Genomic DNA, 25,421 nt, shown 5'->3' with positions numbered 1-25,421 from the left:
CGCAAAAAATCTACCGTTCAGCGACCCATGACTGTAGCGCACGGCGTGATATTTTAATGCCGCCGGACGAAAGATGCGCCGGCAAGCGCAACCACGCAACGGGCTGCTGGAAGCGCGCAAGCTTGTCCTGTACCCAGGTGGTGAGCTGCGAGAGCTCAACGGCGTCATCACACTCCACCACCGCCACAGGTCGGTGGCCAAATTCGCGGTCTTCGCGGGGAACAATAAAAACCTGTTGAACCTGAGGATGTGCCACGATAACACGCTCTACCTCCTCCGGCTGGATACCCTCGCCGCCGCTGAAAAAAAGATTATCCAGTCGTCCCAGAATCGTCAGACGGCCATCGTGCAGAACGCCTTTATCACGGGTGGGAAACCAGCCCTCGTCATTGAGTAACGGCAATAATTCCCCGTCTCGCCAGTAACCTGAGGCCATACTTTCCGCCCGCAGCCACACTTCATCGTCAACGATACGCAACGCTCTTCCCGGCAGTAGGCAACCGACATCAGACTGCCCATCAGCCTCTTTCCCGCATACCGTTGAAGCGAACTCCGTCAGGCCATAGCCACACCAGGTACGAATCCCGCGCTCACGCGCATGTTCGGTCAGTTCGACAGGGATCGCCGCGCCGCCCAGCAAAACGGCTTTAAGAGAGACCTCCACCGCATCATTCAGCAATCGCCACAGTTGCGTTGGCACCAGCGACGCATGGGTACACCCCTGCAAAGCCTCTGTCAGACCGTTCTCCGAGACGGTTAAGCGCGCGCCCGCCAATAACCAGCGCCACAGAATTCCCTGCCCAGAGACGTGATAAAGCGGCAACGACAACAACCAGTCATCTTCTGGCGCGAAAGGAATCATCGCCAGTACCCCTTGTGCGCTGGCGAGGTGTGCCGCGCAGGTGTGCACCGCCGCCTTAGGTAAACCTGTTGAACCCGAAGTCAGGGTCATCGACGCCAGCCGTTGTGGCTGCCAGTCAATAGCATAAGATTGGGCAACAGGTCGCAGTTCAAGAGACGTCAGACCGACAAAGGTATTGCTATCAGCCAGATTAACGGCAAAACGCAGCGTCAGGGTTGGCAGCAATGCCTCCAGCAACAGCGCGGGTAATTGGGGATTGACCGGCAATACACGCGCGCCACATTGCAGTAACGCCAGCCACGCTAACAATACCTGAGGTTGGTTTCGCCCACGTAGCATCACACCATCGCCCTCGCTCACCCCCTGGCGGGCAAAACCGGCGGCCAGCGCATCAACGCGCGCACAAAGGTCGCGCCAGCTTAAAGTCTCATCCTGCAAGCGAATAGCGGGCTCATCGCTACGCACTTCACGCCAGTCATGCCAGGGCCAGGTATTGAACGTCATAGCAGTGGTTCCAGCATCTCAACGCTATGGCAGGGTAATGGGCTATCCGGCCAGCGGCGCACAAGCTGAGCCTGCATCAGGTTTAACGTATCGAGACCCGGGATGGTGTCAGGGGTGAGCCATGCGGCAATACGCGCCAGTTGGGTCAGACCAAGGCTGGACTCGATTGACGAACTGATAACCGCTGTCATACCCAGTTGTGTGGCTGCTTTCACCTGCCCCTGAACCTTCTCAAGGCTTCCGGTTAAGGTGGGCTTAATCACCACCGCACGCACGCCCTCTTCACGCTCAAAGGTAAAATCGGCATCGCGCAAACTTTCATCCCAGGCTATCGCTATGCCCGTTTCACGGGCAAAGGCGCGCGAATCATCACGGGTTTTACAGGGCTCTTCCAGAAAAGCAATGCGATCGCGGTATTGCGGCTCCACATATTTTGCGAATTGCTGCGCTTTGAGCGGCGTCCAGGCGCGGTTAGCGTCCAGACGCAGGCGCAAGTCAGGCATCGCCTCCAGCAGCAAGTTAGCCACCATACCATCGCGCACCGCTTCATACAGGCCCACTTTCATTTTCGCCACTTTTTCGCCCGGCATAACAGCCAGTGCGGCAAAAAGCTCATCCGGGTCACCCGTGCACAGCGTCGCGGCACGGTAGTCCGCCGCCGCTGGCAACGTGCCGCGCAGTTCCGCCAGCGCACAACTGATACCAAAGTCAACCGACGGCAACCCCGGCAACACGCCGCAATCCCCCGCTCGCCACCCTTGCGCCCAGGCACAGACGGCGGCTGTCGCTTCCTCAAGAGATTCCACGCTAAATCCCGGCAAAGGCGAAATCTCGCCCCAGCCTTCCTGCGCGTCATCCCGCAAATGAATAAACAGCCCGTCACGGGTTTTCAGCCGCCGATCACGCAGCACGACGCCCGCATCCATCGGTATCTGCCAGCGGTAAACCTGCGCGCTGCGCATTACGGATTCCGTTTAAATTTGCTGAAGTCCGGCTGGCGTTTTTCGTTAAACGCGTTGCGGCCTTCCTGACCTTCTTCGGTCATGTAGAACAGCATGGTGGCGTTACCCGCCAGCTCCTGCAGACCTGCCTGACCATCACAGTCGGCGTTGAGTGCCGCTTTCAGGCAACGCAGCGCCATCGGGCTGTTCTGCAACATTTCACGGCACCAGCGTACGGTCTCTCTCTCAAGCTCAGCAACCGGCACCACCGTGTTTACCAGCCCCATATCCAGCGCTTCTTTTGCATTGTACTGACGGCACAGGAACCAGATTTCGCGCGCTTTTTTCTGACCAACGATACGCGCCATATAGGATGCACCCCAGCCGCCATCAAAGGAGCCCACTTTCGGGCCGGTCTGGCCGAAGATAGCGTTTTCCGCCGCGATCGTGAGATCGCACATCATGTGCAGCACGTGACCGCCGCCAATGGAGTAACCCGCAACGGCCGCAACCACCGGTTTCGGGCAGGTACGGATCTGGCGCTGGAAGTCCAGTACGTTCAGATGGTGCACGCCGGAGTCATCCTGGTATCCACCGTAATCGCCACGGACTTTCTGATCGCCACCCGAACAGAACGCCTTTTCGCCTTCACCGGTCAGAATGATCACGCCGATGTTGTCGTCATAGCGCGCATCAGCCAGCGCCTGAATCATCTCTTTGACGGTCAAAGGACGAAATGCGTTGCGCACCTGAGGGCGGTTGATGGTAATTTTGGCAATACCATCCACCGATTTGTGATACCGAATATCGGTATAGCCTTCAGAGCAGTCTTGCCATTCAATCGGTGCGTACAGCATGGTTTCATCGGGATAGATCATAATATGCCCTTTATATCGAGACGCAGAATTTGCGCCAGGCAGTTAGCCACACTATCGGGGCGTTCCCGATGCGCGTTATGCCCGGCGTCAACAATGACATGACAGTTCGCGCTGACATCAGCCGCCAGCGTGCGAAATTTACTGTCAAACTCACCACATAAATAATGAAATGGAAAAGGTGCGTTACGCAGCGCAGCGCGTAAATCCGGCTGTACAGCGAGCGAAGTCGCCTCCAGCATAGCGGCCAGCGCCGGGCCGTTGTTCTGGCTGCGTAACGCCACCAGACGTTGCCGTTGCTCGTCACTCAACGACGCAAACACCTGCTGTTGATACCAGTCGTTAAAAACGCCGACAAGCGGTTGCGCACGAAATCGCTGCGCCCATTGTCTATCTGATATCAGGCGCTCCTGCCGTGCAGCCTCATCCGTCAGGCCAGGGTGCCCACCTTCAACGATCACACCCAATACCCCCTTCGGCTGAGAGCAGGCAAAGTGCATCGCCACCCGTCCGCCCAGCGAGTACCCTATCAACCAGTAACTTAGTATGTTGTAACTACAAAGCGTGTCGCACAGCGCATCGTTAAGCTGTTCGAAGGATGTAACCATACTCTCCGCCGAACCTCCGTGGCCCGGCAGGTCAATATAGAGGCGTGAACAGGCCGTAAAGCGTTCGCCGACGGGCAACCATTCGCGGCTGTCACCCGAAAAACCGTGCAGAAAAATTAGCCACGGCTTTTGCGGCTCTCCCGGCATAGCCCGCGCATGCAGGATCACAACTGACTTACCTGCGCGAGCAACTGTTGCAGCGTATGTGCGCCGTCAGTGTCTTTCACCACCAGCTCAATCAGCGTTGCCCCCGCTTTACTCCATGCTCCCGCCAGCGCTTGTTCAAGCTCATTCCAGTTTTGGGGATGATGGTATTTCAGGCCAAACATCGCCGCCGCATGCTCAAAATGGACATGCTGCGGCATTAAATAAAACTGTTCGCGCTCGCTTTGCGGCGTCGGCAACAGCGAGAAGATCTGCCCGCCGTTGTTATTGACCACAATCAGCACCAGCGGCGCAGAAGCCTGGCGCAGTAATGCCAGTGCATTCAGATCGTACAAGGCAGACAGGTCACCGACGATTGCAAGCGTAGGCCGCGCCGTGCCGCGCTGTACACCTGCGGCAGTAGAAATCAGGCCATCGATACCGCTCGCACCACGGTTGCTGTAAACCGGGTAACCGACAGGTAACTGCCCCAGCGCATCCACCAGGCGGACCACCAGGCTATTGCCGAGGAACAGTTGCCCTTGATCCGGCAGATACTTCGCCAGTCGATGCGCCAGTTGCGCTTCGCCAAAGGTTTCGCGTTGGCTGGCAACCGCCTGCCACGCCTGAGCGGATAATTGTGGAATGTCAGTACACCAGGGCGCGCGTGATTCCGCCGGGTGCAGTTCCAGCCACTCGGCAACACCGGAAACCAGACGGCGGCCACGGTGATGTGAAGGATCAAGCCGCCCGGCAACGGAATCTACCAGCCAGTACTCCTGCGGCTCGCAGGTCGCCTGCCACTGGAGCAACCGCTTACCGGTCAGACTGCTACCCAGTTGAACAACAATTTGTGCCGTTTGCAGTTCACTCACCGCGCGAGCATTGCCCAGCCACAGGTCGGCGCATGGCAGCGGCTGCCCGGTTTGTGAAAGGACATCGCCAATAAGCGGCCAACCGAGCATTTTCGCCCATGCGGCCACCAGCTTGCCTTCCGACGCGCTCATTCGACCCGCCACAACCACGCCGCGTTTCTGCCGCCAGAAAAACCAGTCGCGTTGTTTCGCGCTGCCGCTATGCAAATCTTCACGCAGCCAGGGTTTGTCGTCCTGCCACCAGTCGCCGGGCGCCTGCTGCCAGGCAAGCCCCGTATCATCCATTTCACCGTACAGCGGTTCGGCAAACGGGCAGTTGATGTGCACTGGCCCCGTCTGCGCGGACGCCATTAGATGATCGATAGCAGAGAGCAACCAGCGGGCGGGGATGTCCTGTGATGGACGCGGCAGCGCCAGTGATTGCGCCGGGTGCGATGCAAAGATCCCCGGCTGGCGTATTGCCTGGTTGGCCCCGCAATCAATAAGTTCAGGCGGCCTGTCAGCGGTCAGAAAAATCAATTTTTCCCCGGTGAGGCTGGCTTCGATCAGCGCCGGGTATAAATTCGCCACAGCGGTACCGGAGGTGACAATCACCGCGACCGGAGTGCCGCTTGCTTTTGCCAGACCGAGCGCAAGATGCCCCAAACCGCGTTCATCAAAGTGCGTGTGATGGATAAAGGACGAATTTTCTGCCGCCGCCAGCGTCAGCGGCGTGGAACGGGACCCCGGTGCGATACAAATATGTCGCACGCCGTGGCGCGTTAAAGCTTCAAGGATCACCGCCGCCCAGCGTCGGTTAAAAGCACTCACTGACATAAGTTTGTCCAGTATCAATATTGTGGCTTAGTATAAAGAATCGAAAAAAATAGATTTTTGATATGGGTCGGTTATACGTGTTTCATTATCAAGAGCGAACGCAATCCCGCTGCTTTATTTTCGATTTCCTGCCATTCCATTGTCGGGTCGGAACCCGCCACGATCCCGGCTCCCGCGTATAAACGTACGGTTGTACCCCTGATTTTTGCACAACGTAATGCAACGCAGAACTCGCTTTGTTTAAGTGACAAATAGCCTGCCGAACCGGCATACCACTCACGCTCAAAGGGTTCATGCTGGGTAATAAACGCACGCGCCGCCAGGCGGGGGAGCCCGGCTACCGCCGCCGTTGGCTGGAGCAGCGTTAAGCACTGTGCATCATCGTTATGATGCATCTCGGTCCAGATACAGCGTCGCAAATGCTGCACTTTACGCAGTCGAACAATTTGCGGTGGCAATACATCCAGCGTAGAGGTTGCATGCCGTAATCTCTGACAAATATCTTCAACGACCAGCATATTCTCGCGCTGGTTTTTATCGTCATTCATTAACCAGTCGCCAAGCTCAGTAGCCCGGGTATCGTCTGTATCATTGGCGACGGTACCGGCCAGCGCTTCGGTACGCAATGAGGTTCCCCTTCTGCGCCACAGGCGCTCGGGAGATGACCCCAGAAACGCATTGTGGGGATCGAATGCGATAAAAAAATGAAAGCAATGGTGGTTAAGACGACGGCTCGCCGCCATAACTGCAGCAGCATTAACCGGTTGGGAGAAATGGTAATCCGTGGCACGCGCGAGTACGACTTTATCCATCTCGCCGCGGGTAATCGCCTGCGTGGCCTGCGTGACCAGCGCTTCCCAGCCCGATTGTTGCGGAAAGTGATACTGCGAGACCAATTCCATCTGCACATCTGGCAGCGATTTCGCCCGTACCAGGGCATCAATAAATGACCGGGCCTGCGCGACATCGTTTTGTTGCGCGTTGCCATTTAAGACAATAAGGCGTAAGGATGCCCGCCCCCCTTCCCGACGCCATTCGAGACGCGGCAGGAACAGCTCGCCTTGTTGAGGGTCAAAAGCATTCAGCCCCCAGACACGCAAGTCATGTTCGGGATTATCGTTGAGGAAATGCCGGGCTTCTGCCAGTGAGGGAAAACGCAGCACCTGCCCCAGCGCAGCGGCTTCATCTTCACCGCTACGTTGCTGCCAATAGAATTGGGGGAAACAGGGCTGGCTGGCTAAAAAAGTCAGTGGGTCGAAAGCGTCATTGAGGGCAAAGGCAACGTCGAAAACGTAGAATCCAGGTGAGTTGGCATCAATGCCGGATAACTTCTCGCGTAACTGCTCCAGCGCAACTGAAATCGAAAGCACGCAATCCCCTCCCGCTCAAAAACGCTTAGTATACGGGGTGACTGCGAAAATTAGCAGTACCCCCGTTGAGGGAGGGGATTTTTATTAACGACGGGCCAGCAGCAAGCCCAGGACAAGACCGACAGAGGCGCCTACGCCAATACCGTGCCAGGGGTTTTCGTGCACATAATCATCCGCGCGGTAAACCGCTTTTTTCGCCCGATAGTAATAGGTATCAGACGCGCTACTGACGCGGTTTTTCACGTCATGCAGAGCCTGTTCTGCGCGTGCTTTAAGCTCAATATACTTCTGGTCAGCAGGGTCGCCTGAGGAACGTAACACTTCTTCCAGCGTCTCGCTCAGCAGGGCCAGGTCATCATCGATACGTGAATCATAAAATTGATTAGACATCGGTTTTCTCCATGTTATGTACCTGTCCGCTAACTATAGACAATCACTGACGGTTACGCCTGGCGCACTTCCCGCGCCATACCGATGTGTAAAATGCCATCTTCGTCATAAACATCAGTCACCGGAACAAAACCAAAGCGGGCATAAAAATGCTGCAGATGGGCCTGCGCCCCCAGATACAGCGCGTGCTGCGGCCAGTGTTGCTGGCAGGAAGCTACCGCACGTTCCATCAGTTGGTAACCCAATTTTTCACCGCGAACCTGCTCACTGACAATCACCCGACCTATCACTACAGGCTCCAGATCGTCTTCACTTTTCAGAATCCTCGCATACGCCACCAGCTGATTTTCCTTCCAGCCGAGCAGATGGCGGTTTTGACCAACCAGGTCATCGCCATCGACATCAAGGTACGGGCAGGTTTGTTCAACAATAAAGACTTCACAGCGCAGCTTAAGCAGGGCGTAAAGATCAGCGACGGTCAATTCAGAGTGGTGGAGGTCCTGCCAGCGAATCATGATGTGCTCCTTATTTGGTGTGACCTCGTTATACTAAATGCTTTGCCATTAACGCAAAGGGCGTGATGCATTGTGGAACTGATTTTTCTTGGCACCTCTGCGGGCGTGCCAACCCGCTCGCGTAATGTGACCGCGATATTGCTCAATTTGCAGCACCCAACGCAGGCTGGCCTGTGGTTATTTGACTGCGGCGAAGGGACACAGCATCAACTGCTGCGCACGTCCTTTAATCCCGGCAAGCTGGATCGTATTTTTATCACTCACCTGCATGGTGACCACCTTTTTGGCCTGCCAGGGCTGCTCTGCAGCCGTTCAATGGCAGGCAATGCGCAGCCGCTGACGATTTATGGACCGAAAGGGATTCGCGAATTCGTGGAGACCAGCCTGCGTCTGAGCGGGTCGTGGACCGACTATCCGCTGACGATTGAAGAGGTTAGCGAGGGTCTGGTTGTGGATGATGGTTTACGCCGTGTCACCGCTTTCGCGCTGAACCATCCGGTGGAGTGTTATGGCTATCGTATTGAAGAGCATGACAAACCAGGCGCCCTGGATGCCCAGGCATTGATAGCCCAGGGCGTACCGCCCGGCCGGCTTTTCCAGCGTCTCAAAAACGGCGAAACGGTGACGCTGGCAGATGGCCGCATTATTCGCGGTGAGGATTTCCTCGCCCCGGCAACACCGGGGAAAAAACTGGCCATTTTCGGTGATACCGCCCCGTGCCCTGCCGCGCTGCAATTGGCGCAGGGCGTCGACATGATGGTACATGAGGCCACGCTGGAGCATGCCATGGAGGAAAAAGCGAACAGCCGTGGACACAGCTCAACGCATCAGGCGGCGCAACTGGCGCGGGACGCAGGCGTGGGCAGGCTCGTCATTACTCACCTCAGTTCCCGCTATGACGCCGAAGGAAGCCAGCAGTTACTTCACGAATGCCGAACAATATTTGTACAAACCACTCTCGCAAAAGATTTTTATACCATTGCGCTGTGATGTGATATTGCGCACTCTACTTTTTCAATAATGTGCCGATAACAGTCTTACCGCAGGTATTTCACATTGAGGGCACCATGGATAATTTCCAGAAAGATATTGATGACAGGGCGAATCTCACCCTGTCTAACCGTTTTGAGCTGTTGCTGTTTCGTCTTGGTGCCTCGATGAAAAACGAGAAATCAGAACTTTTCGGCATTAACGTTTTTAAATTGCGCGAAATCGTTCCGATGCCAACGTTTACCCGTCCTGCCGGGATGAAACCGCCGTTAATGGGGATGGTGAACATTCGCGATCAGGTGATCCCGGTGATTGATCTCTCCGCCGTTGCTGGCTGTAAGCCTGAGACTGGACTCAATATTTTGTTAATTACTGAATATGCCCGCAGCGTACAGGCGTTTGCGGTGGAGTCGGTAGAGAACATTATTCGTCTGGACTGGAAACAGGTTCATACGGCAGAGAAGGCCATCAACGGCCAGTACATCACCAGTATTGCCTGTCTGGACGAAGACAAAGACAGCAACAATCTGGCGATGGTGCTGGATGTTGAGCAGATTCTCTATGATATTTCGCCCGCGGATCACGACCTGCACGGCAACCATCTTCCGGATAAGAAATTCAACATCAAACCCGGTGCCGTCGCGATTGTGGCAGAAGATTCGAAAGTGGCGCGCGCAATGCTGGATAAAGGTCTGCAGGCGATGCAGATCCCCAACACGATGCACATTACAGGTAAAGATGCCTGGGAGCGTATTCAGGTGCTCAGCCAGCAGGCCGATGCCGAAGGCGTCCCTATCAGCGATAAGATTTCAATGGTTCTGACGGACCTGGAAATGCCAGAAATGGACGGTTTCACCCTGACCCGTCTTATCAAGAGCGACCCACGTCTTAAGCATATTCCGGTAGTGATTCACTCCTCGCTATCCGGTAGCGCCAACGAAGACCACGTGCGTAAAGTGCAGGCCGATGGTTATGTGGCGAAGTTTGAGATTAACGAACTGTCGTCGGTCATTCAGGAAGTGCTTGAACGTTCAGCCAGCCATATCACCGGGCCTCTGGTCAGTGGACAAAAAATCATGTCCAGGCCACTGCTGGCAAAATAAATTCACAACGTTTTTTCAGATATAAAAAAACCGCCGATATCGGCGGTTTTTTATTATCTGAAAGGCATTACATCAGCGGTTTCGCCAGTTGTACCAGCGAAATCAGCGGCTGCGGATAGATACCGAGCAGCAGCACCAGCAGTGCAGAGATCAGTACCACAACACCACCGGCGCTATACTGCCAGTTACTCGGCGCATCACGGTTAAGCTGTTGCGGCGCACTCAGATAGAGACTTACCGCGACGCGCAGGTAGTAGTAGAGACCGATGGCAGAGCCCAGAACCACGGCCGCCGTCAGCCACCACAGGTGTGCCTGTACGCCCACTGCCAGCACGTAGAACTTACCGATAAAGCCCAGTGTCATTGGAATACCCGCCAGCGACAGCATCATCACCGTCATTACCGCCGACAGAATTGGACGGTGCCAGAACAGGCCGCGATAAGAGAACAGGGATTCCGCGTCCGGGCCACGATACGGGCTGGACATCAGGCTCACCACGCCGAACGCGCCAAGGCTGCTGAACAGATAACCCGCCAGGTAGACACCCACCGTTTCCATCGACATTTCACCGCTTTGCAGCGCAATGAGCGCTACCAGCAGATAACCCAGATGGGAAATGGAAGAGTAACCAAGCAGACGTTTAATGTTGGTCTGGCTCAGCGCCATCAGGTTACCGAAGATGATGGAGACAAAGGCGATAATCCCCAGTACGACGCGGATGGCTTCACTTTGGCCTACCGGTGCGTACAGGAACAGACGCATCACGACGCCAAAGATAGCAATCTTGCTCGCCGTTGCCAGGAAGGTTGAAACCGGCGCTGGCGCACCCTGATAAACGTCCGGCGTCCACAGATGGAACGGAACCAGAGAGAGTTTAAAGCCAAGGCCAACAATCATCAGACCCAGACCGGTTAACAGCAGCGGTTCATGCAGTACGTCCCCGGCGATGCTCTTGCCCAGCGCAACAAACGACAGATTGCCGGACTGTGCGTAAACCAGCGCCATACCGAACAGCAGGAAAGAAGAGGCTGCGGCAGACAGAATGGTGTACTTGATACTGGCTTCCAGCGAACGTTTTTGACGGAAAGCGTAACCAATCAGCCCGAACAGCGGTAAAGAGATAAGCTCGATACCGAGGAACAGGGCCGCCATATGGTTGGCGTTCGCCAGCAGAATTCCGCCCAGCGCGGCGATCAACACCAGCAGGTAGAACTCTTCTTTATTGTCGTTGTAGCCTTCAAGCCAGGGATAGGCAAACGTACAGGTTGCGAGGCTCGCCAGTAGCACCAGGCCGGTATACAGCATGGCGTAACCGTCTACGCGCATCAATGGCGTCACGTCCATTGCGCCCGCCTGGCCAACAAACCAGAGCGACAGCAGAGCGACGTTCAGACCAATAACCGATAGCGTGGCATTGAAGAAATGGTTGCGTCGCCACGCAATGGAGAGCATCACAACCACCACCGTCAAGCCGACGATCAGCAGCGGCAGCAGCGCAATCAGGTGTTGTGTGGTTAAAGTCATAAGCGCTTTACGGCCTTGTAGTAGAAACAGAATTAACAAACCACTGCTGGATATTACTCATCGCGGAATGCGAGGTATCCAGAATCGGCTGCGGATAGAAGCCAAGCAGTACCAGAAGTACAACCAGCGACAGAATCATCAGCAGCTCGCGCAGTGACATCCCTGGTAACGTTTGACTGGCCAGCTCGCTTTTTGCTTTACCGAAGTAAGCGCGATGCAGCATCGCCAGTGAATAAACAGACGCAAACACCAGACCGAAGGTCGAAATAACGGTAATTACCGGAACGACCTGGTAGCTACCGAACAAAATCATAAATTCGCCAACGAAGTTACCGGTGCCTGGCATACCCAGCGTGGCAACTGCAAAGAACATCGACAGCGCAGGCAGCCATTTAATTTTGCCCCACAAACCGCCCATCATGCGCATATCACGGGTATGCAGGCGTTCGTACAACTGACCACAGAGGATGAAAAGACCGGCGGCGGAAAGACCGTGGGCAATCATCTGGATTACCGCCCCCTGATAGGCCAGTTGGCTGCCGGTGTAGATGGCAATCAGCACGAAGCCCATGTGGGACACGGAGGTATAGGCGATCAGACGCTTGATATCGTACTGCGTGAAGGCCATCCACGCACCGTAGAAGATACCGATAACGCCCAGCCACATAGCAATCGGCGCAAACTCAGCAGAGGCGTTCGGGAACAGCGGCAGTGCGAAGCGCAGCAGACCGTAGGCCGCCGTTTTCAGCAAGATGCCCGCCAGGTCAACGGAACCCGCCGTCGGTGCCTGGGAGTGCGCATCCGGCAGCCAGCCATGCAACGGAACCACCGGCATTTTCACCGCAAACGCGATAAAGAAGCCCAGCATCAGCAGGTATTCAACACCGTGCGACATCGGGGTTTTCAGGAGATCCTGATAATCGAAGGTCCAGACGCCCGTCGCGTTATGATGCACCAGCACCAGCGCCAGAATCGCAATCAACATCACCAGACCACTTGCCTGGGTATAGATGAAGAATTTGGTCGCGGCGGTGATACGTGTCTTCCCGTCGGAGGCTTTGTGGCCCCAGAGTGCTATCAGGAAGTACATCGGCACCAGCATCATTTCCCAGAAGAAGAAGAACAGGAACATGTCGATGGCCAGGAACACGCCGATAACGCCGCCCAGGATCCACATCAGGTTCAGGTGGAAAAAGCCCTGATATTTTTCGATTTCACGCCAGGAGCAGAGTACCGCCAGTACGCCGAGGAAACCGGTCAGCACCACCATCAGCAGGGACAGGCCGTCCAGTGCCAGATGGATATTGATGCCAAAACGCGGGATCCAGGGGAGTAAGAACTCCGATTGCCACTGCGGAATGCCAGCGGATTGCGTCAGTGAATAGCCGCCCTGCAACCAGAGTTGCAGGCCAAGCGCCAGCGTCAGTCCCATGGTGACCAGTGCGATCCAGCGCGGAACACGGACGCCAAAGCGTTCGGTCTGCCAGCACAGGAAACCACCGATGAAGGGAATTAATATTAGCCAGGGTAATAACATGGCGATTTTTATTCCTTGTTAAAGTCCCTAAGGGACCGATTTTCAACGAATTCGACAACATTCACGATTGGGTGCTGTTTCTTGTGCCGGGTGGCGCTAACGCTTAGCCGACCTACGGTCTCGTAGGCCCGGTAAGCGCAGCGTCACCGGGTAAAACCGCACCTCAAATCAAACTCAATGCAATACCATCAGCAACGCCAGAATCACCACTGCACCGATGCTCATCGACGCCACATACCAGCGCAGATAGCCGTTCTCACTTAGCAGCAGACCTTTGCCTGCAAAGCGGGACAGAATCGCCGGAATGTTCATCAGTGCATTCAGTGGATCGCGTTTCAACAGCCATGCCACACCGAGGAATGGTTTGACGAAGACGCGATCGTACAGCCAGTCAAAGCCCCACGCGTTGTACCACCAGGTACCCAGCAGACGGCCCGGTGCGCTGTTGGCAATCGATGTCACCAGGGTACGTTTACCCAGCCACAGCCAGGCAGCCAGCAGGATCCCGACGATAGCCACAACACCCGAAGCCACTTCCAGCATGACCACGCTACCGTGTTCAAGCTCGGTGGTTTCCGGCAGTACGCCATGCAGCGGCGGAACAATCATTGCGCCGACAAACGTGGACAGTACCAGCAGTACAATCAGCGGCAGATGATGGGTAATCCCCTTCCCTGCATGTGCATGAATTTGTTCTTTGCCATGGAAGACGATGAAAATCATACGGAACGTATACAGCGAGGTCATAAACGCGCCGACCAGGCCCGCTACCATCAGGTTGATATGACCGTTAGCCACGGCACCCGCAAGAATTTCGTCCTTACTAAAGAAGCCCGCAGTCACCATCGGCAATGCTGACAGCGCCGCACCACCCACAAGGAAGCAGGCATAAACCAGCGGAATAGACTTACGCAGACCGCCCATTTTGAAGATGTTCTGCTCGTGATGGCAGGCCAGAATCACCGAACCGGACGAGAGGAACAGCAGCGCTTTAAAGAACGCGTGCGTCATCAGATGGAAAATCGCCGCATCCCACGCCTGCACGCCCAGCGCCAGGAACATATAGCCAATCTGGCTCATGGTGGAGTAGGCGAGAACACGTTTGATGTCGGTCTGTACCAGCGCGGCAAAACCCGCCAGCAACAGGGTTACTGCCCCGACAATCCCCACCAGATGCAGAATTTCCGGCGTTAACAGGAACAGGCCATGCGTACGCGCAATCAGGTAGACACCCGCGGTCACCATCGTTGCGGCGTGGATCAGCGCGGAGACAGGCGTCGGGCCTGCCATCGCATCAGCCAGCCACGTTTGCAACGGAAGCTGTGCAGATTTACCGACCGCACCACCCAGCAGCATCAGTGTCGCCCACTGCAGCATGGTGCTGCCGTTGGCGAAATGCTGCGGTGCCAGTTCAACCATTTCGCGGAAGTTCAGGGTGCCCAGTTCGTTATAAAGAATGAACAGCGCAAAGGCGAGGAAGACGTCACCCACGCGGGTTACGACAAACGCTTTCATTGCGGCTGCGCCATTCTTCGGATCGGTGTAGTAGAAGCCGATCAGCAGATAAGAACAGAGGCCCACGCCTTCCCAGCCGAGGTACATCAACAGCAGGTTATCCGCCAGTACCAGAATTACCATGCTGGCGATAAACAGGTTGGTGTAGGCGAAGAAGCGGGAGTAACCCTCTTCGCCGCGCATATACCAGGAGGCGAACATATGGATCAGGAAGCCAACGCCGGTCACCACAGAGAGCATGGTCAGCGACAGACCATCCAGCACCAGACTAAAGCTGATGTTGAAGTTGCCAACAGACATCCACGTCCACAGTGGTTGGGTAAAACCCTGATGACCGTTATTGATGAAATCCAGTCCGACAATCGCCGTTACCAGTGCAGATAAACCGATAGAGCCGATACCCACGGTGGCAGACAGATTTTCCGACCAGCGCCCACGTGAAAAAGAGAGCAGCAAAAAGCCAATCAGAGGAAAAATAATGGTTAAGGCGAGCATGTTCATCCACGCATCTCACTTACTGAATCGATATTCAGATTCTGACGGCGACGATGGAGTTGCAGCAGCAACGCCAGGCCAATACTCGCTTCCGCAGCCGCGAGGCTAATGGCGAGGATGTACATTATCTGACCGTCGGTCTGCCCCCAGTAGCTGCCTGCCACCACAAAAGCCAGCGCGGCGGCATTGATCATGATTTCAAGCCCGATCAGCATAAACAGCAGGTTGCGACGAATCACCAGACCAGTTAAGCCCAGCACGAATAATATCGCCGCGAGGATCAGTCCATGTTGTAAAGGGATCATGCGCGCTCCTCCGTTTTTCTTTTCGCGCGATCGTCCGCCCGATTGCTCAGCACTTCGCCCATACGGTCTTCACGACCGACATGGAAGGCGACCACCAGGCCTGCCAGCAGCAGCATAGAAGCCAGTTCAACCGCCAGCACATATGCGCCGAACAGGTCCTTGCCCACCGCTTTGGCGCTGATCGGCGTACCATCAATACCCTGATCGTTAACGCCAGTAATGGCGTAAATCATCACGCACAGCAGCACAGCAGACAACAGTGCCGGGCCAACCCACACTTGCGGTCGCAGCCACTGACGCTCCTGTTCGATTTCGCTGCCGCCCAGATTGAGCATCATCACCACAAACACGAACAGCACCATAATCGCGCCCGCGTAAACGATGATTTCCAGCGCACCGGCAAAATAGGCGCCAAGCGAGAAGAAGACACCTGCAATCGCCAGCAGCGACACAATCAGGTACAGCAGCGCATGCACCGGATTAGTATGGGTAATAACCCGTAGTGTCGCGAGGATGGCTACCAGGCCACAGATATAAAAAGCGAACTCCATTGCCCCTCTCCTTACGGTAACAGGCTCTTGACGTCGATAGGTTTGGCTTCGTTCTGCGCCTCGCCCTTATCTTTTCCGTCGATTGCCATACCTGCCATCCGGTAGAAGTTATATTCCGGATATTTACCCGGACCGGAGATCAGCAGATCCTCTTTTTCGTACACCAGGTCCTGGCGCTTGTACTCACCCAGTTCGAAGTCCGGGGTTAGCTGGATTGCAGTGGTTGGGCACGCCTCTTCACACAGACCGCAGAAAATGCAGCGCGAGAAGTTAATGCGGAAAAACTCCGGATACCAACGGCCATCTACCGTCTCTGCTTTTTGCAAAGAGATACAGCCTACCGGGCACGCTACCGCACACAGGTTACAGGCAACACAGCGCTCGGCGCCGTCCGGGTCACGCGTCAGGACGATGCGTCCACGGTAGCGCGGCGGCAAATATACCGGCTCTTCCGGGTACATCCGAGTTTCGCGTTTCGCAAACGCATGCAGGCCGATCATCCAGATACTACGCACCTGGGTGCCGAAGCCCACGAGTAATTCTTTTAAAGTCATGGTCTTTTCACCCCTTATTGCGCTTGCCAGAGAATGACAGCCGCCGTACCCAACAGATTGAGAAGCGTCAGCGGCAGACATACTTTCCAGCCGAAGGACATTACCTGGTCATAACGCGGACGGGGTAACGCTGCGCGAATCAAAATGAACATCATCATAAAGAACGCGGTTTTAATCGCGAACCAGATGAATGGCGGTAAGAACGGGCCATGCCAGCCACCGAAGAACAACGTCACCATCAGTGCAGAGATGGTCACGATACCGATGTATTCCCCCACAAAGAACAGGCCGAACTTCATACCGGAATATTCAATGTGGTAACCATCGGCCAGTTCCTGCTCGGCTTCCGGCTGGTCAAACGGGTGACGGTGACACACCGCCACGCCCGCGATAGCGAAGGTAATAAAACCGAAGAACTGCGGGATAACGTTCCAGATATCAGCCTGGTTATTGACGATGTCGGTCATGTTGAATGAACCGGCCTGTGCCACCACGCCCATCAGCGAAAGCCCGAGAAAGACTTCGTAGCTCAGCGTCTGCGCAGAAGCACGCATCGCACCGAGCAGAGAGTATTTGTTGTTACTCGACCAGCCAGCGAACAGCACCGCGTAGACCGCAAGACCTGCCATCATCAGGAAGAACAAAATCCCGATGTTCAGGTCCGCTACCACCCAACCCGGACTCACCGGGACAATGGCGAAGGCCAGCAGCAGCGAGGTAAAAGCGATCATCGGCGCGAGGGTGAAGATAACCCGGTCAGTGAATTTCGGGATCCAGTCCTCTTTAAAGAACATCTTGATCATGTCCGCGACGATCTGGAGTGAACCACCCCAGCCTACGCGGTTCGGTCCGTAGCGGTTCTGGAACAGCCCCAGCAGACGACGTTCGCCAAAACTCATGAGCGCGCCGCAGGTGACAACCACCAGCAGGATCACGACAGCCTTGATGATACCTAACAGAATGTCGATAACATCCGGTGTTAACCAACTCATGCTTGCGCCTCCTGCAGATTTTCAAGACGTGCGCCGGCCAGTACCGGGGCAATGCCCGGCATGCCCATCGGCAAACCAACCTGCCCTGCCGTCAGCCCTTCGGAAAGCTGCAGCGGCAGGCTTAACGTCTGACCGTCGTAGCTGAACGAAATATGCGCGCCCGCATTCACACCCAACTTCGCGGCGTCAGCCGGGTTGAGTTTGATATACGGCTCAGGCATACGGCTCTGGAAGACCGGAGAACGCTGAGACAGTTCATCACTGCCGAACAGATGATAGTAAGGCGCAATACGCCACTGACCGTCCTGCGGTTCAAAGCCCGCCGGAACAGAAGTGAAGTAATCCAGACCGGTCGCCGAGGCTTCGATCAGCCGCACGCCCGGATCGCCGTGGCGCAGTGAACCGCCCACCTCAGCCTGGAATTTGTTCCATGCTTGCGGGGAGTTCCAGCCCGGAGCCCATGCGAAAGGAATTTGTGAACGCGGTGCGGACGGCTGGTTGTTCCCTTCCATTGAGAAAGCGAACATGGTGTCTTTATCCTGCGGCTGACGCGGTTCGTGAACGCTGATATTGGCGCGCATGGCCGTACGACCACTGTAGCGGTGCGGTTCACGTGCCAGTTTCTGGCCACGGATACGGAAGCTGGCATCCGGTGCAGCGTCTTTGATACCGGCGAACTGCGGCATTTTTTCAACCACAGCGTCGATAACATGGTCAAGCTGCGTCCAGTCCACTTCACGGCTCTGTACGGTGCTGTGCAGGGAGTGCAGCCAACGCCAGCTTTCCAGCATAATCGTTTTGCTGTCGTAGTAGGCCGGGTCATACACCTGGAAGAAGCGCTGCGCGCGTCCTTCATTGTTGATAACCGTACCATCGCTTTCCGCGAAGCTCGCCGCAGACAGCACCAGATGCGCATGGTCCATGATCGCCGTGCGCTGATGGTCAATAACCAACACCAGCGGCGCTTTATCCAGCGCGGCATTTACGCGACTGGCCGCAGCGTGACGGTGCAGATCGTTTTCCAGCACGATAACCGCATCAGCGGCACCGGTTTCCAGTTCGGTTAACGCGTCATCCAGCGAACCACCGCCCATCAGACCCAGACCGACGCTGTTGGTCGAACGGGCAATCATGGTGATGCCGACATCGGCACCGCGGCCTTTCAGCGCTTTCGCCACGTTAGCGGCGGCCTGAATCACAGCCGTGCTACCCGTGTTGGTACCGGAGATGATCAGCGGTTTTTTGGCGCCAGCCAGCGCCTGAACGATAACATCAACCTTGCCACGCAAGTCGCTGCTTAAACCTTCGACCGCCGGAGAAGCGTCATCCAGCGCATGAGCGATGGCGAAGCCTAAACGGGCCTGATCTTCTACCGGTGCGCGGTAGGTCCACGCGGCGATATCATCCAGACGGGTATCGTCCACGTTGGTGACAAACAACGGGTGTTTGGCGCGCTGGCCAATGTTGAGGATCGCCGCAATCTGCCAGTCGGCCACTTTCTGCGCCGCTGCCATCTCACGTGCTTTCCCTTTCACGGCCTGACGGACCGCCAGTGCGACACGTGCGCCCGTCTGGGTAATGTCTTCGCCCAGAACCAGAACCGCATCGTAAGATTCAATTTCGCGCAGCGCCGGGGTACGAATACCGCCCTCACGCAGCACTTTTAGCATTAATTGCAGACGTTCCTGCTCGCCGCTGGCGATGCCGGTATAGAAGTTTTCTGCTCCAACCAGCTCACGCAGCGCGAAGTTGCTTTCGACACTGGCGCGCGGGGAGCCGATACCGATCACTTTCTTCGACTGGCGCAGAATATCTGCCGCGCCCTGCATCGCCTGCTCGGCGTTAAGGGTGATCAGGTCATTGCCACGGCGCTGAACCGGCTGACGCGGACGGTCTTTCAGGTTGACATAGCCATAGCCGAAACGACCACGGTCGCAGAGGAAGTAGTGGTTAACGGTACCGTTGTAGCGGTTTTCGATACGACGCAGTTCACCGTAACGCTCACCCGGGCTGGTGTTACAGCCCAGCGAGCACTGCTGGCAGATGCTCGGTGCAAACTGCATGTCCCACTTACGGTTGTAACGCTCGGAGTGGGTTTTATCGGTGAAGACGCCGGTCGGGCAGATTTCTACCAGGTTACCGGAGAATTCGCTTTCAAGCGTACCGTCTTCCGGGCGACCAAAGTAGACGTTGTCGTGTGCGCCATAAACGCCAAGATCCGCGCCGTCTGCGTAGTCTTTGTAGTAACGCACGCAGCGATAGCAGGCGATGCAACGGTTCATTTCGTGAGAGATGAACGGCCCCAGGTCCTGGTTGCGGTGCGTACGTTTGGTGAAACGGTAGCGACGGAAGCTATGACCCGTCATCACGGTCATATCCTGCAGGTGGCAGTTGCCGCCCTCTTCACAGACCGGACAGTCGTGCGGGTGGTTGGTCATCAGCCACTCTACAACGCTTTCACGGAACTGCTTCGCTTCTTCATCGTCGATCGAAATAAAGGTGCCATCGGATGCCGGGGTCATACAGGACATGACCAGGCGACCACGCGTGTCTTCCGCGTTTTGATATTGCTTCACCGCACACTGGCGGCACGCACCCACGCTTCCCAGCGCCGGATGCCAGCAAAAATAAGGAATATCAAGGCCCATAGAGAGACATGTCTGTAGCAGGTTGTCCGCTCCGTTAACCTCGTATTCTTTGCCGTCTACATGAATCGTAGCCATTAGCGTGCTTCCAAATTAGAAATTTAACTCACCAGCGCGTTTTAAGCAGGTTCGGCTGAATCCCATGAATAGCCTGGGTATTGCTGAACTGTTGCTTAATGCCTGCCTCGAATTCTTCGCGGAAGTATTTTATTGCGCTCTGCAGCGGCTCTACCGCACCTGGCGCATGCGCGCAGAAGGTTTTACCCGGCCCGAGGAAACGACACAGTTGCTCAAGTGTCTCGATATCCCCAGGCTGGCCTTCGCCGCGCTCTAACGCGCGCAGAATTTTCACGCTCCACGGCAAACCGTCACGGCAAGGCGTACACCAGCCGCAGGATTCACGGGCGAAAAACTCTTCCAGATTACGGACCAGCGAAACCATACCAATTTCGTGGTCTACCGCCATGGCAAGCGCCGTACCCAGACGGCTGCCCGCTTTACCGATGCTTTCGAATTCCATCGGCAGATCAAGGTGCGCTTCGGTCAGGAAGTCAGTCCCTGCCCCGCCCGGCTGCCAGGCTTTGAATTTCAGGCCATCACGCATACCGCCCGCGTAATCCTCAAGAATTTCGCGAGCCGTGGTGCCAAACGGCAGCTCCCACAGTCCCGGATTCTTCACGCGACCTGAGAAGCCCATCAGTTTGGTGCCAGCGTCTTTGCTCTTCGAAATGTTCTGGTACCACTCAACGCCGTTAGCGAGGATTGCCGGGACATTACACAGGGTTTCGACGTTGTTTACGCAGGTCGGTTTACCCCACACGCCGGAGCTCGCCGGGAATGGCGGTTTGGAGCGCGGGTTGGCGCGGCGACCTTCGAGGGAGTTAATCAGCGCGGTCTCTTCACCGCAGATGTAGCGCCCGGCACCGGTATGTACGAACAGTTCGAAATCGAAACCAGAACCGAGGATGTTTTTCCCCAGCAGACCCGCTTCAGTCGCTTCGGCAATCGCACGGCGCAAATGCACCGCCGCTTCAATGTATTCGCCGCGCAGGAAGATGTAGCCACGGTACGCTTTCAGCGCAAATGCGGAGATGAGCATGCCTTCCACCAGAAGGTGCGGCAGTTGCTCCATCAGTAAACGGTCTTTGTAAGTACCCGGCTCCATTTCATCAGCGTTACACAGCAGGTAACGGATGTTCATGGATTCGTCTTTCGGCATCAGGCTCCACTTCAGACCCGTGGAGAAGCCAGCGCCGCCACGGCCTTTCAGACCAGAGTCTTTGACCGCATTGACGATGTCATCCGGCGCCATACCGGTCAGCGCGCGACGCGCACCGGCATAGCCGTTTTTGCTCTGATATTCATCCAGCCACACGGGCTGCTTGTCATCACGCAGACGCCAGGTCAGCGGATGCGTTTCGGGAGTACGGTTAACGGTTTTCATTTATACCGCTCCAGTAATTCGGGAATGCCTTCCGGGGTCAGATGCGCATGAGTATCCTCATCAATCATCATGTTCGGCCCCTTATCGCAGTTACCCAGACAGCAGGTCGGCAGCAGCGTAAAGCGACCGTCGAAGGTGGTCTGGCCCGGCTTGATCTTCAGGTGGCTTTCAATCGCAGACTGAATACCCTGGTAACCGGTGATATGGCACACCACGCTGTCGCAATAACGGATAACGTGACGGCCCACCGGCTGGCGGAAGATCTGGCTATAGAATGTCGCCACCCCTTCCACATCGCTCGCCGGGATACCCAGCACATCAGCGATGGCGTAAATCGCGCCGTCTGGCACCCAACCACGCTGTTTCTGAACGATTTTCAGCGCTTCAATGGACGCAGCACGCGGATCTTCGTAGTGGTGCATCTCGTGCTCAATAGCTTCACGCTCTGCCGCACTCAGCTCAAAAGCCTCGGTTTCTGGTAATTGATTCTCGTGCATAATTAGCGGTCCACATCTGACATAACAAAATCGATACTACCCAGATACACAATCAGGTCAGAGACCAGACTGCCGCGGATGGCGGACGGGATCTGCTGCAGGTGCGCAAAGCTTGGCGTACGTACACGAGTACGGTAGCTCATGGTGCTGCCATCACTGGTCAGGTAGTAACTGTTAATACCCTTGGTCGCTTCAATCATCTGGAAGGACTCCTGCGCCGGCATGACCGGGCCCCAGGAAACCTGCAGGAAGTGGGTGATCAGGGTTTCGATATGTTGCAGCGTGCGCTCTTTCGGCGGCGGCGTGGTCAGCGGGTGATCCGCTTTGAACGGGCCTTCCGGCATATTGTTGAGGCACTGCTCAAGGATGCGCAGACTCTGACGCAGCTCTTCCACTTTCAGCATCACGCGGGTGTAGCAGTCGGAAACACCGCCGCCAACCGGGACTTCAAAGTCGAAGTTTTCATAGCCAGAGTACGGACGCGCCTTACGCACGTCGAAGTCAATCCCGGTGGCGCGCAGACCTGCGCCCGTGGTGCCCCACTCCAGCGCTTCTTTCGCGCCATAGGCAGCCACACCCTGAGAACGACCTTTCAAAATGGTATTACGCAGCGCGGCCTTCTCGTACGAGGCCAGACGCTTCGGCATCCAGTCGAGGAATTCGCGCAGCAGACGATCCCAGCCACGCGGCAGATCGTGAGCCACCCCGCCGATACGGAACCAGGCCGGATGCATACGGAAACCGGTGATTGCTTCCACCAGATCGTAGATTTTCTGACGATCGGTAAAGGCGAAGAAGACCGGGGTCATCGCGCCCACGTCCTGAATGAACGTGGAGATGTACAGCAGGTGGCTGTTGATACGGAACAGCTCGGAGAGCATCACGCGAATCACATTCACGCGGTCCGGCACGGTAATACCCGCCAGTTTTTCCACCGCCAGTACGTACGGCATTTCATTGACGCAACCGCCGAGGTATTCAATACGGTCGGTATACGGGATGTAGCTGTGCCAGGACTGACGCTCGCCCATCTTCTCGGCACCACGGTGGTGGTAACCGATATCCGGTACGCAGTCGACAATCTCTTCGCCATCAAGCTGGAGGATAATACGGAATGCACCGTGCGCAGACGGGTGGTTCGGACCGAGGTTAAGGAACATAAAGTCCTCATTGTCGGTACCACGCTTCATACCCCAGTCTTCCGGTTTGAATTTCAGTGCTTCCATCTCCAGATCCTGTTTCGCTTTTGTCAGCTCAAACGGATCGAATTCGGTCGCACGCGCCGGATAGTCTTTACGCAGCGGGTGGCCTGTCCACGTCTGCGGCATCATAATGCGCGTCAGGTGCGGGTGGCCTTCGATATCAATACCGAACATTTCCCATGTTTCGCGCTCATACCAGTTGGCGTTCGGGAAAAGTTTGGTGAAAGTCGGTACACGCAGATCGTTTTCAGATAACGCCACCTTGAGCATGATATCGCGATTGCGTTCAATGGAAATCAGGTGATAGAAAACGGAAAAATCCGCGGCAGGCAAACCCGCGCGGTGCGTACGGAGACGTTCGTCCATGCCGTGTAAATCAAACAGCATGACGTAAGGTTTTGGCAGTTTCTTGAGGAAATCACCTACTTCCAGTAACTGTTCGCGCTTCACCCAAACAACGGGTACCCCGGTGCGGGTAGCCTGAACGGTAAAGGCATCCGGCCCAAAACGGTTGCGCAGCTCGCCAATGACCGGATCATCAAGGTGATCGCGGGTCTGCCATGTGGCTTCTTGCGCAGTTAAGTCAGTCATATTGTTCACCATTGCAAAAGGTCCGTGGTGACTGTCAGGTAAGGCTCCGCGTTAGTTGATTATTAAAATGCGAAGTGTTTGCCATTACCTACAGGCGCAAATTAAATCTCGTCAGGTGTACGCAGATTCGTGACGGCAATACGTTCGCCGCGTTTACGCTCGCGCTCTGATTGCATATTGGCGCGATACACGCCTTGATCGCCAACAACCCACGACAGCGGGCGGCGTTCTTTACCAATGGATTCCTGCAACAGCATCAGGGCCTGCATATAGGCTTCCGGACGCGGCGGGCAGCCGGGGATGTATACGTCCACCGGGATGAATTTATCAACGCCCTGTACGACAGAGTAAATATCGTACATACCGCCGGAGTTGGCACATGCGCCCATGGAAATAACCCATTTTGGCTCAAGCATCTGGTCATACAGACGCTGGATTACCGGCGCCATTTTGGTGAACGGCGTGCCCGCGATAACCATCAGGTCGGCCTGACGCGGTGAAGCACGTAACACCTCAGCCCCGAAACGCGCAACGTCATGCACCGCAGTGAATGACGTTACCATCTCAACGTAGCAGCAGGAGAGGCCAAAGTTATAAGGCCAGATTGAGTTTTTACGGCCCCAGTTAACCAGGTCATGGAGTTTGCCCATGAACACCGTTTTATTCACTTCCTGCTCAAGAGGGTCGGTTACGATCTCCTGTTTTTGCAGGGGGTAACGGTCATTCTCACCGTTGGGATCTATGCGGGTGAGCGTATAATCCATCTTATTGCCTCGCGGTTAGCGTTGACGATTAGTGTAGCTGTCGGTTTCCGGATTGAGTCGTTCGCGGCGTGAACGCGCAGGCGTCCAGTCCAGCGCACCGATACGCACCAGGTAAACAAGACCTGCCAGCAGCACTAAAATGAAAATTGCAGCTTCGACAAAACCAACCCAACCACTCTCACGAATGGAGGTTGACCATGCATATAAATAGAGCGCTTCAACGTCGAAGATGACGAAGAACATGGCCACCAGGTAGAACTTGGCAGACAGACGAAGGCGAGCTGAGCCTACCGAATCGATACCGGACTCGAACGGGACGTTTTTGTGTCTTGCACGCGCCCGACCACCGAGGAACCGGCCACCGACGAGCATCAGACAGCACAGGCCAATAGCGACAATAAGAAAGATAGCGAATGCCCAATGATGAGCGATGATTTCAGTGGATGTTGACATACGCATTGCTTAACTCAAAAGGTAGCGCTTAATACCTCTGCTCTTCTCGGCAGATGGCGCCACATCGATTCATGGGGAGGAATAAAACCACACGTTCAGTGCGAATTTGACAAAGTCGGTCAAACGATGTGGGTTTTTACTCCTTTCTATAACCTTTTGTCAACTTTAACAAAAGCTTCCTCACATTAGTTTACATCGACAGCAATTCATTAACATTTAATGCCGTTTTCTTCTTCAACCTCAAATAAAGCCCGCAAACAATCAGGGTGTTGAATCGTGTCCGTTGTGAGGTTTTACAAATATTACCCTCTTATTTTGACAGGAATTTGCCTGGATTCCTCCCCCTCTATGGGAGTAT

23 protein-coding genes are annotated in these 25,421 nt (G+C 55.5%); 2 read left to right on the top strand and 21 right to left on the bottom strand.

The features are described from left to right. Positions 1 to 10: 10 nt before the first annotated feature. The 8 genes from menE to MRY16398_RS08315 all read right to left on the bottom strand — a co-directional run bounded on the left by menE (position 11) and on the right by MRY16398_RS08315 (position 7,900). A complete protein-coding gene (gene menE, locus MRY16398_RS08350; protein ID WP_125124154.1) occupies positions 11 to 1,366 on the bottom strand; it encodes an o-succinylbenzoate--CoA ligase in 1,356 nt (451 codons plus the stop codon). Continuing rightward, complete coding sequence (menC, locus tag MRY16398_RS08345; RefSeq protein ID WP_107223777.1) at positions 1,363 to 2,328, bottom strand: o-succinylbenzoate synthase; 966 nt, start codon at positions 2,326 to 2,328, stop codon at positions 1,363 to 1,365. Before menC ends, menE begins: the two co-directional genes overlap by 4 nt. Continuing rightward, positions 2,328 to 3,185 carry a 1,4-dihydroxy-2-naphthoyl-CoA synthase gene (gene menB / locus MRY16398_RS08340; RefSeq protein WP_039079905.1) on the bottom strand — a complete coding sequence of 286 codons (858 nt, stop codon included), beginning with the start codon at positions 3,183 to 3,185 and terminating at the stop codon, positions 2,328 to 2,330. The genes menC and menB overlap by 1 nt, the downstream gene beginning before the upstream one ends. Then, on the bottom strand, positions 3,182 to 3,958 hold the full coding sequence (menH, locus tag MRY16398_RS08335; RefSeq protein WP_039079904.1) for a 2-succinyl-6-hydroxy-2,4-cyclohexadiene-1-carboxylate synthase: 777 nt from the start codon (positions 3,956 to 3,958) through the stop codon (positions 3,182 to 3,184). The genes menB and menH overlap by 4 nt, the downstream gene beginning before the upstream one ends. Beyond that, positions 3,955 to 5,625: a 2-succinyl-5-enolpyruvyl-6-hydroxy-3-cyclohexene-1-carboxylic-acid synthase gene (gene menD / locus MRY16398_RS08330; RefSeq protein WP_125124153.1), complete on the bottom strand. Its 1,671-nt coding sequence runs from the start codon at positions 5,623 to 5,625 to the stop codon at positions 3,955 to 3,957. Before menD ends, menH begins: the two co-directional genes overlap by 4 nt. Before the next feature lie 71 nt (positions 5,626 to 5,696). Then, positions 5,697 to 6,995: an isochorismate synthase MenF gene (gene menF / locus MRY16398_RS08325; RefSeq protein ID WP_125124152.1), complete on the bottom strand. Its 1,299-nt coding sequence runs from the start codon at positions 6,993 to 6,995 to the stop codon at positions 5,697 to 5,699. An 84-nt stretch (positions 6,996 to 7,079) separates the two neighbouring features. Then, the gene (elaB, locus tag MRY16398_RS08320; RefSeq protein WP_079496251.1) at positions 7,080 to 7,385 is read right to left on the bottom strand and encodes a stress response protein ElaB; all 306 of its coding nucleotides are present in this window, start codon (positions 7,383 to 7,385) and stop codon (positions 7,080 to 7,082) included. Between the two features lie 53 nt (positions 7,386 to 7,438). Further along, on the bottom strand, positions 7,439 to 7,900 hold the full coding sequence (locus MRY16398_RS08315; protein ID WP_039079900.1) for a GNAT family N-acetyltransferase: 462 nt from the start codon (positions 7,898 to 7,900) through the stop codon (positions 7,439 to 7,441). Positions 7,901 to 7,972: 72 nt separating this feature from the next. Here MRY16398_RS08315 and rbn point away from each other — a divergent pair, with 72 nt between their 5' ends. Next, the gene (gene rbn, locus MRY16398_RS08310; protein ID WP_125124151.1) at positions 7,973 to 8,890 is read left to right on the top strand and encodes a ribonuclease BN; all 918 of its coding nucleotides are present in this window, start codon (positions 7,973 to 7,975) and stop codon (positions 8,888 to 8,890) included. A 77-nt stretch (positions 8,891 to 8,967) separates the two neighbouring features. Next, on the top strand, positions 8,968 to 9,993 hold the full coding sequence (locus tag MRY16398_RS08305; RefSeq protein WP_039079898.1) for a chemotaxis protein: 1,026 nt from the start codon (positions 8,968 to 8,970) through the stop codon (positions 9,991 to 9,993). 67 nt (positions 9,994 to 10,060) lie between these two features. Here the strand turns inward: MRY16398_RS08305 and nuoN are convergent, their stop codons facing one another. The 13 genes from nuoN to nuoA all read right to left on the bottom strand — a co-directional run bounded on the left by nuoN (position 10,061) and on the right by nuoA (position 25,069). Continuing rightward, on the bottom strand, positions 10,061 to 11,518 hold the full coding sequence (nuoN, locus tag MRY16398_RS08300) for an NADH-quinone oxidoreductase subunit NuoN (protein WP_039079890.1): 1,458 nt from the start codon (positions 11,516 to 11,518) through the stop codon (positions 10,061 to 10,063). Positions 11,519 to 11,525: 7 nt separating this feature from the next. Next, entirely contained in the window at positions 11,526 to 13,055 is a 1,530-nt protein-coding gene (gene nuoM / locus MRY16398_RS08295) for an NADH-quinone oxidoreductase subunit M (RefSeq protein WP_039079889.1), read from the bottom strand. Between the two features lie 174 nt (positions 13,056 to 13,229). Then, positions 13,230 to 15,071: an NADH-quinone oxidoreductase subunit L gene (gene nuoL, locus MRY16398_RS08290; protein WP_039079888.1), complete on the bottom strand. Its 1,842-nt coding sequence runs from the start codon at positions 15,069 to 15,071 to the stop codon at positions 13,230 to 13,232. Next, positions 15,068 to 15,370 (bottom strand): NADH-quinone oxidoreductase subunit NuoK, encoded by a 303-nt coding sequence (gene nuoK, locus MRY16398_RS08285; RefSeq protein ID WP_004388260.1) that lies wholly within the window; start codon positions 15,368 to 15,370, stop codon positions 15,068 to 15,070. Before nuoK ends, nuoL begins: the two co-directional genes overlap by 4 nt. Further along, positions 15,367 to 15,921: an NADH-quinone oxidoreductase subunit J gene (gene nuoJ / locus MRY16398_RS08280; RefSeq protein ID WP_125124150.1), complete on the bottom strand. Its 555-nt coding sequence runs from the start codon at positions 15,919 to 15,921 to the stop codon at positions 15,367 to 15,369. The genes nuoK and nuoJ overlap by 4 nt, the downstream gene beginning before the upstream one ends. Positions 15,922 to 15,932: 11 nt before the next feature. Further along, positions 15,933 to 16,475, bottom strand: coding sequence for an NADH-quinone oxidoreductase subunit NuoI (gene nuoI / locus MRY16398_RS08275; protein ID WP_039079885.1), 543 nt, complete (start codon positions 16,473 to 16,475; stop codon positions 15,933 to 15,935). Between the two features lie 14 nt (positions 16,476 to 16,489). Then, positions 16,490 to 17,467, bottom strand: coding sequence for an NADH-quinone oxidoreductase subunit NuoH (gene nuoH, locus MRY16398_RS08270; protein WP_039079884.1), 978 nt, complete (start codon positions 17,465 to 17,467; stop codon positions 16,490 to 16,492). Continuing rightward, positions 17,464 to 20,190 (bottom strand): NADH-quinone oxidoreductase subunit NuoG, encoded by a 2,727-nt coding sequence (nuoG, locus tag MRY16398_RS08265; protein WP_125124149.1) that lies wholly within the window; start codon positions 20,188 to 20,190, stop codon positions 17,464 to 17,466. The genes nuoH and nuoG overlap by 4 nt, the downstream gene beginning before the upstream one ends. A gap of 28 nt (positions 20,191 to 20,218) precedes the next feature. Then, positions 20,219 to 21,556, bottom strand: a complete 1,338-nt coding sequence (gene nuoF / locus MRY16398_RS08260; RefSeq protein ID WP_039079882.1) for an NADH-quinone oxidoreductase subunit NuoF — start codon at positions 21,554 to 21,556, stop codon at positions 20,219 to 20,221. After that, positions 21,553 to 22,053 carry an NADH-quinone oxidoreductase subunit NuoE gene (gene nuoE / locus MRY16398_RS08255; protein WP_039079881.1) on the bottom strand — a complete coding sequence of 167 codons (501 nt, stop codon included), beginning with the start codon at positions 22,051 to 22,053 and terminating at the stop codon, positions 21,553 to 21,555. The genes nuoF and nuoE overlap by 4 nt, the downstream gene beginning before the upstream one ends. Before the next feature lie 2 nt (positions 22,054 to 22,055). Further along, on the bottom strand, positions 22,056 to 23,858 hold the full coding sequence (gene nuoC / locus MRY16398_RS08250) for an NADH-quinone oxidoreductase subunit C/D (RefSeq protein ID WP_075203679.1): 1,803 nt from the start codon (positions 23,856 to 23,858) through the stop codon (positions 22,056 to 22,058). A gap of 89 nt (positions 23,859 to 23,947) precedes the next feature. Beyond that, positions 23,948 to 24,610 carry an NADH-quinone oxidoreductase subunit NuoB gene (gene nuoB, locus MRY16398_RS08245; RefSeq protein ID WP_039079880.1) on the bottom strand — a complete coding sequence of 221 codons (663 nt, stop codon included), beginning with the start codon at positions 24,608 to 24,610 and terminating at the stop codon, positions 23,948 to 23,950. A 15-nt stretch (positions 24,611 to 24,625) separates the two neighbouring features. Further along, on the bottom strand, positions 24,626 to 25,069 hold the full coding sequence (gene nuoA / locus MRY16398_RS08240) for an NADH-quinone oxidoreductase subunit NuoA (RefSeq protein ID WP_039079879.1): 444 nt from the start codon (positions 25,067 to 25,069) through the stop codon (positions 24,626 to 24,628). Between the last annotated feature and the right edge of the window lie 352 nt (positions 25,070 to 25,421).

Source organism: Phytobacter sp. MRY16-398, from assembly GCF_003925915.1.
Taxonomy (GTDB): domain Bacteria; phylum Pseudomonadota; class Gammaproteobacteria; order Enterobacterales; family Enterobacteriaceae; genus Phytobacter; species Phytobacter diazotrophicus.
This window is presented reverse-complemented; position numbering and strand designations above follow the sequence as displayed.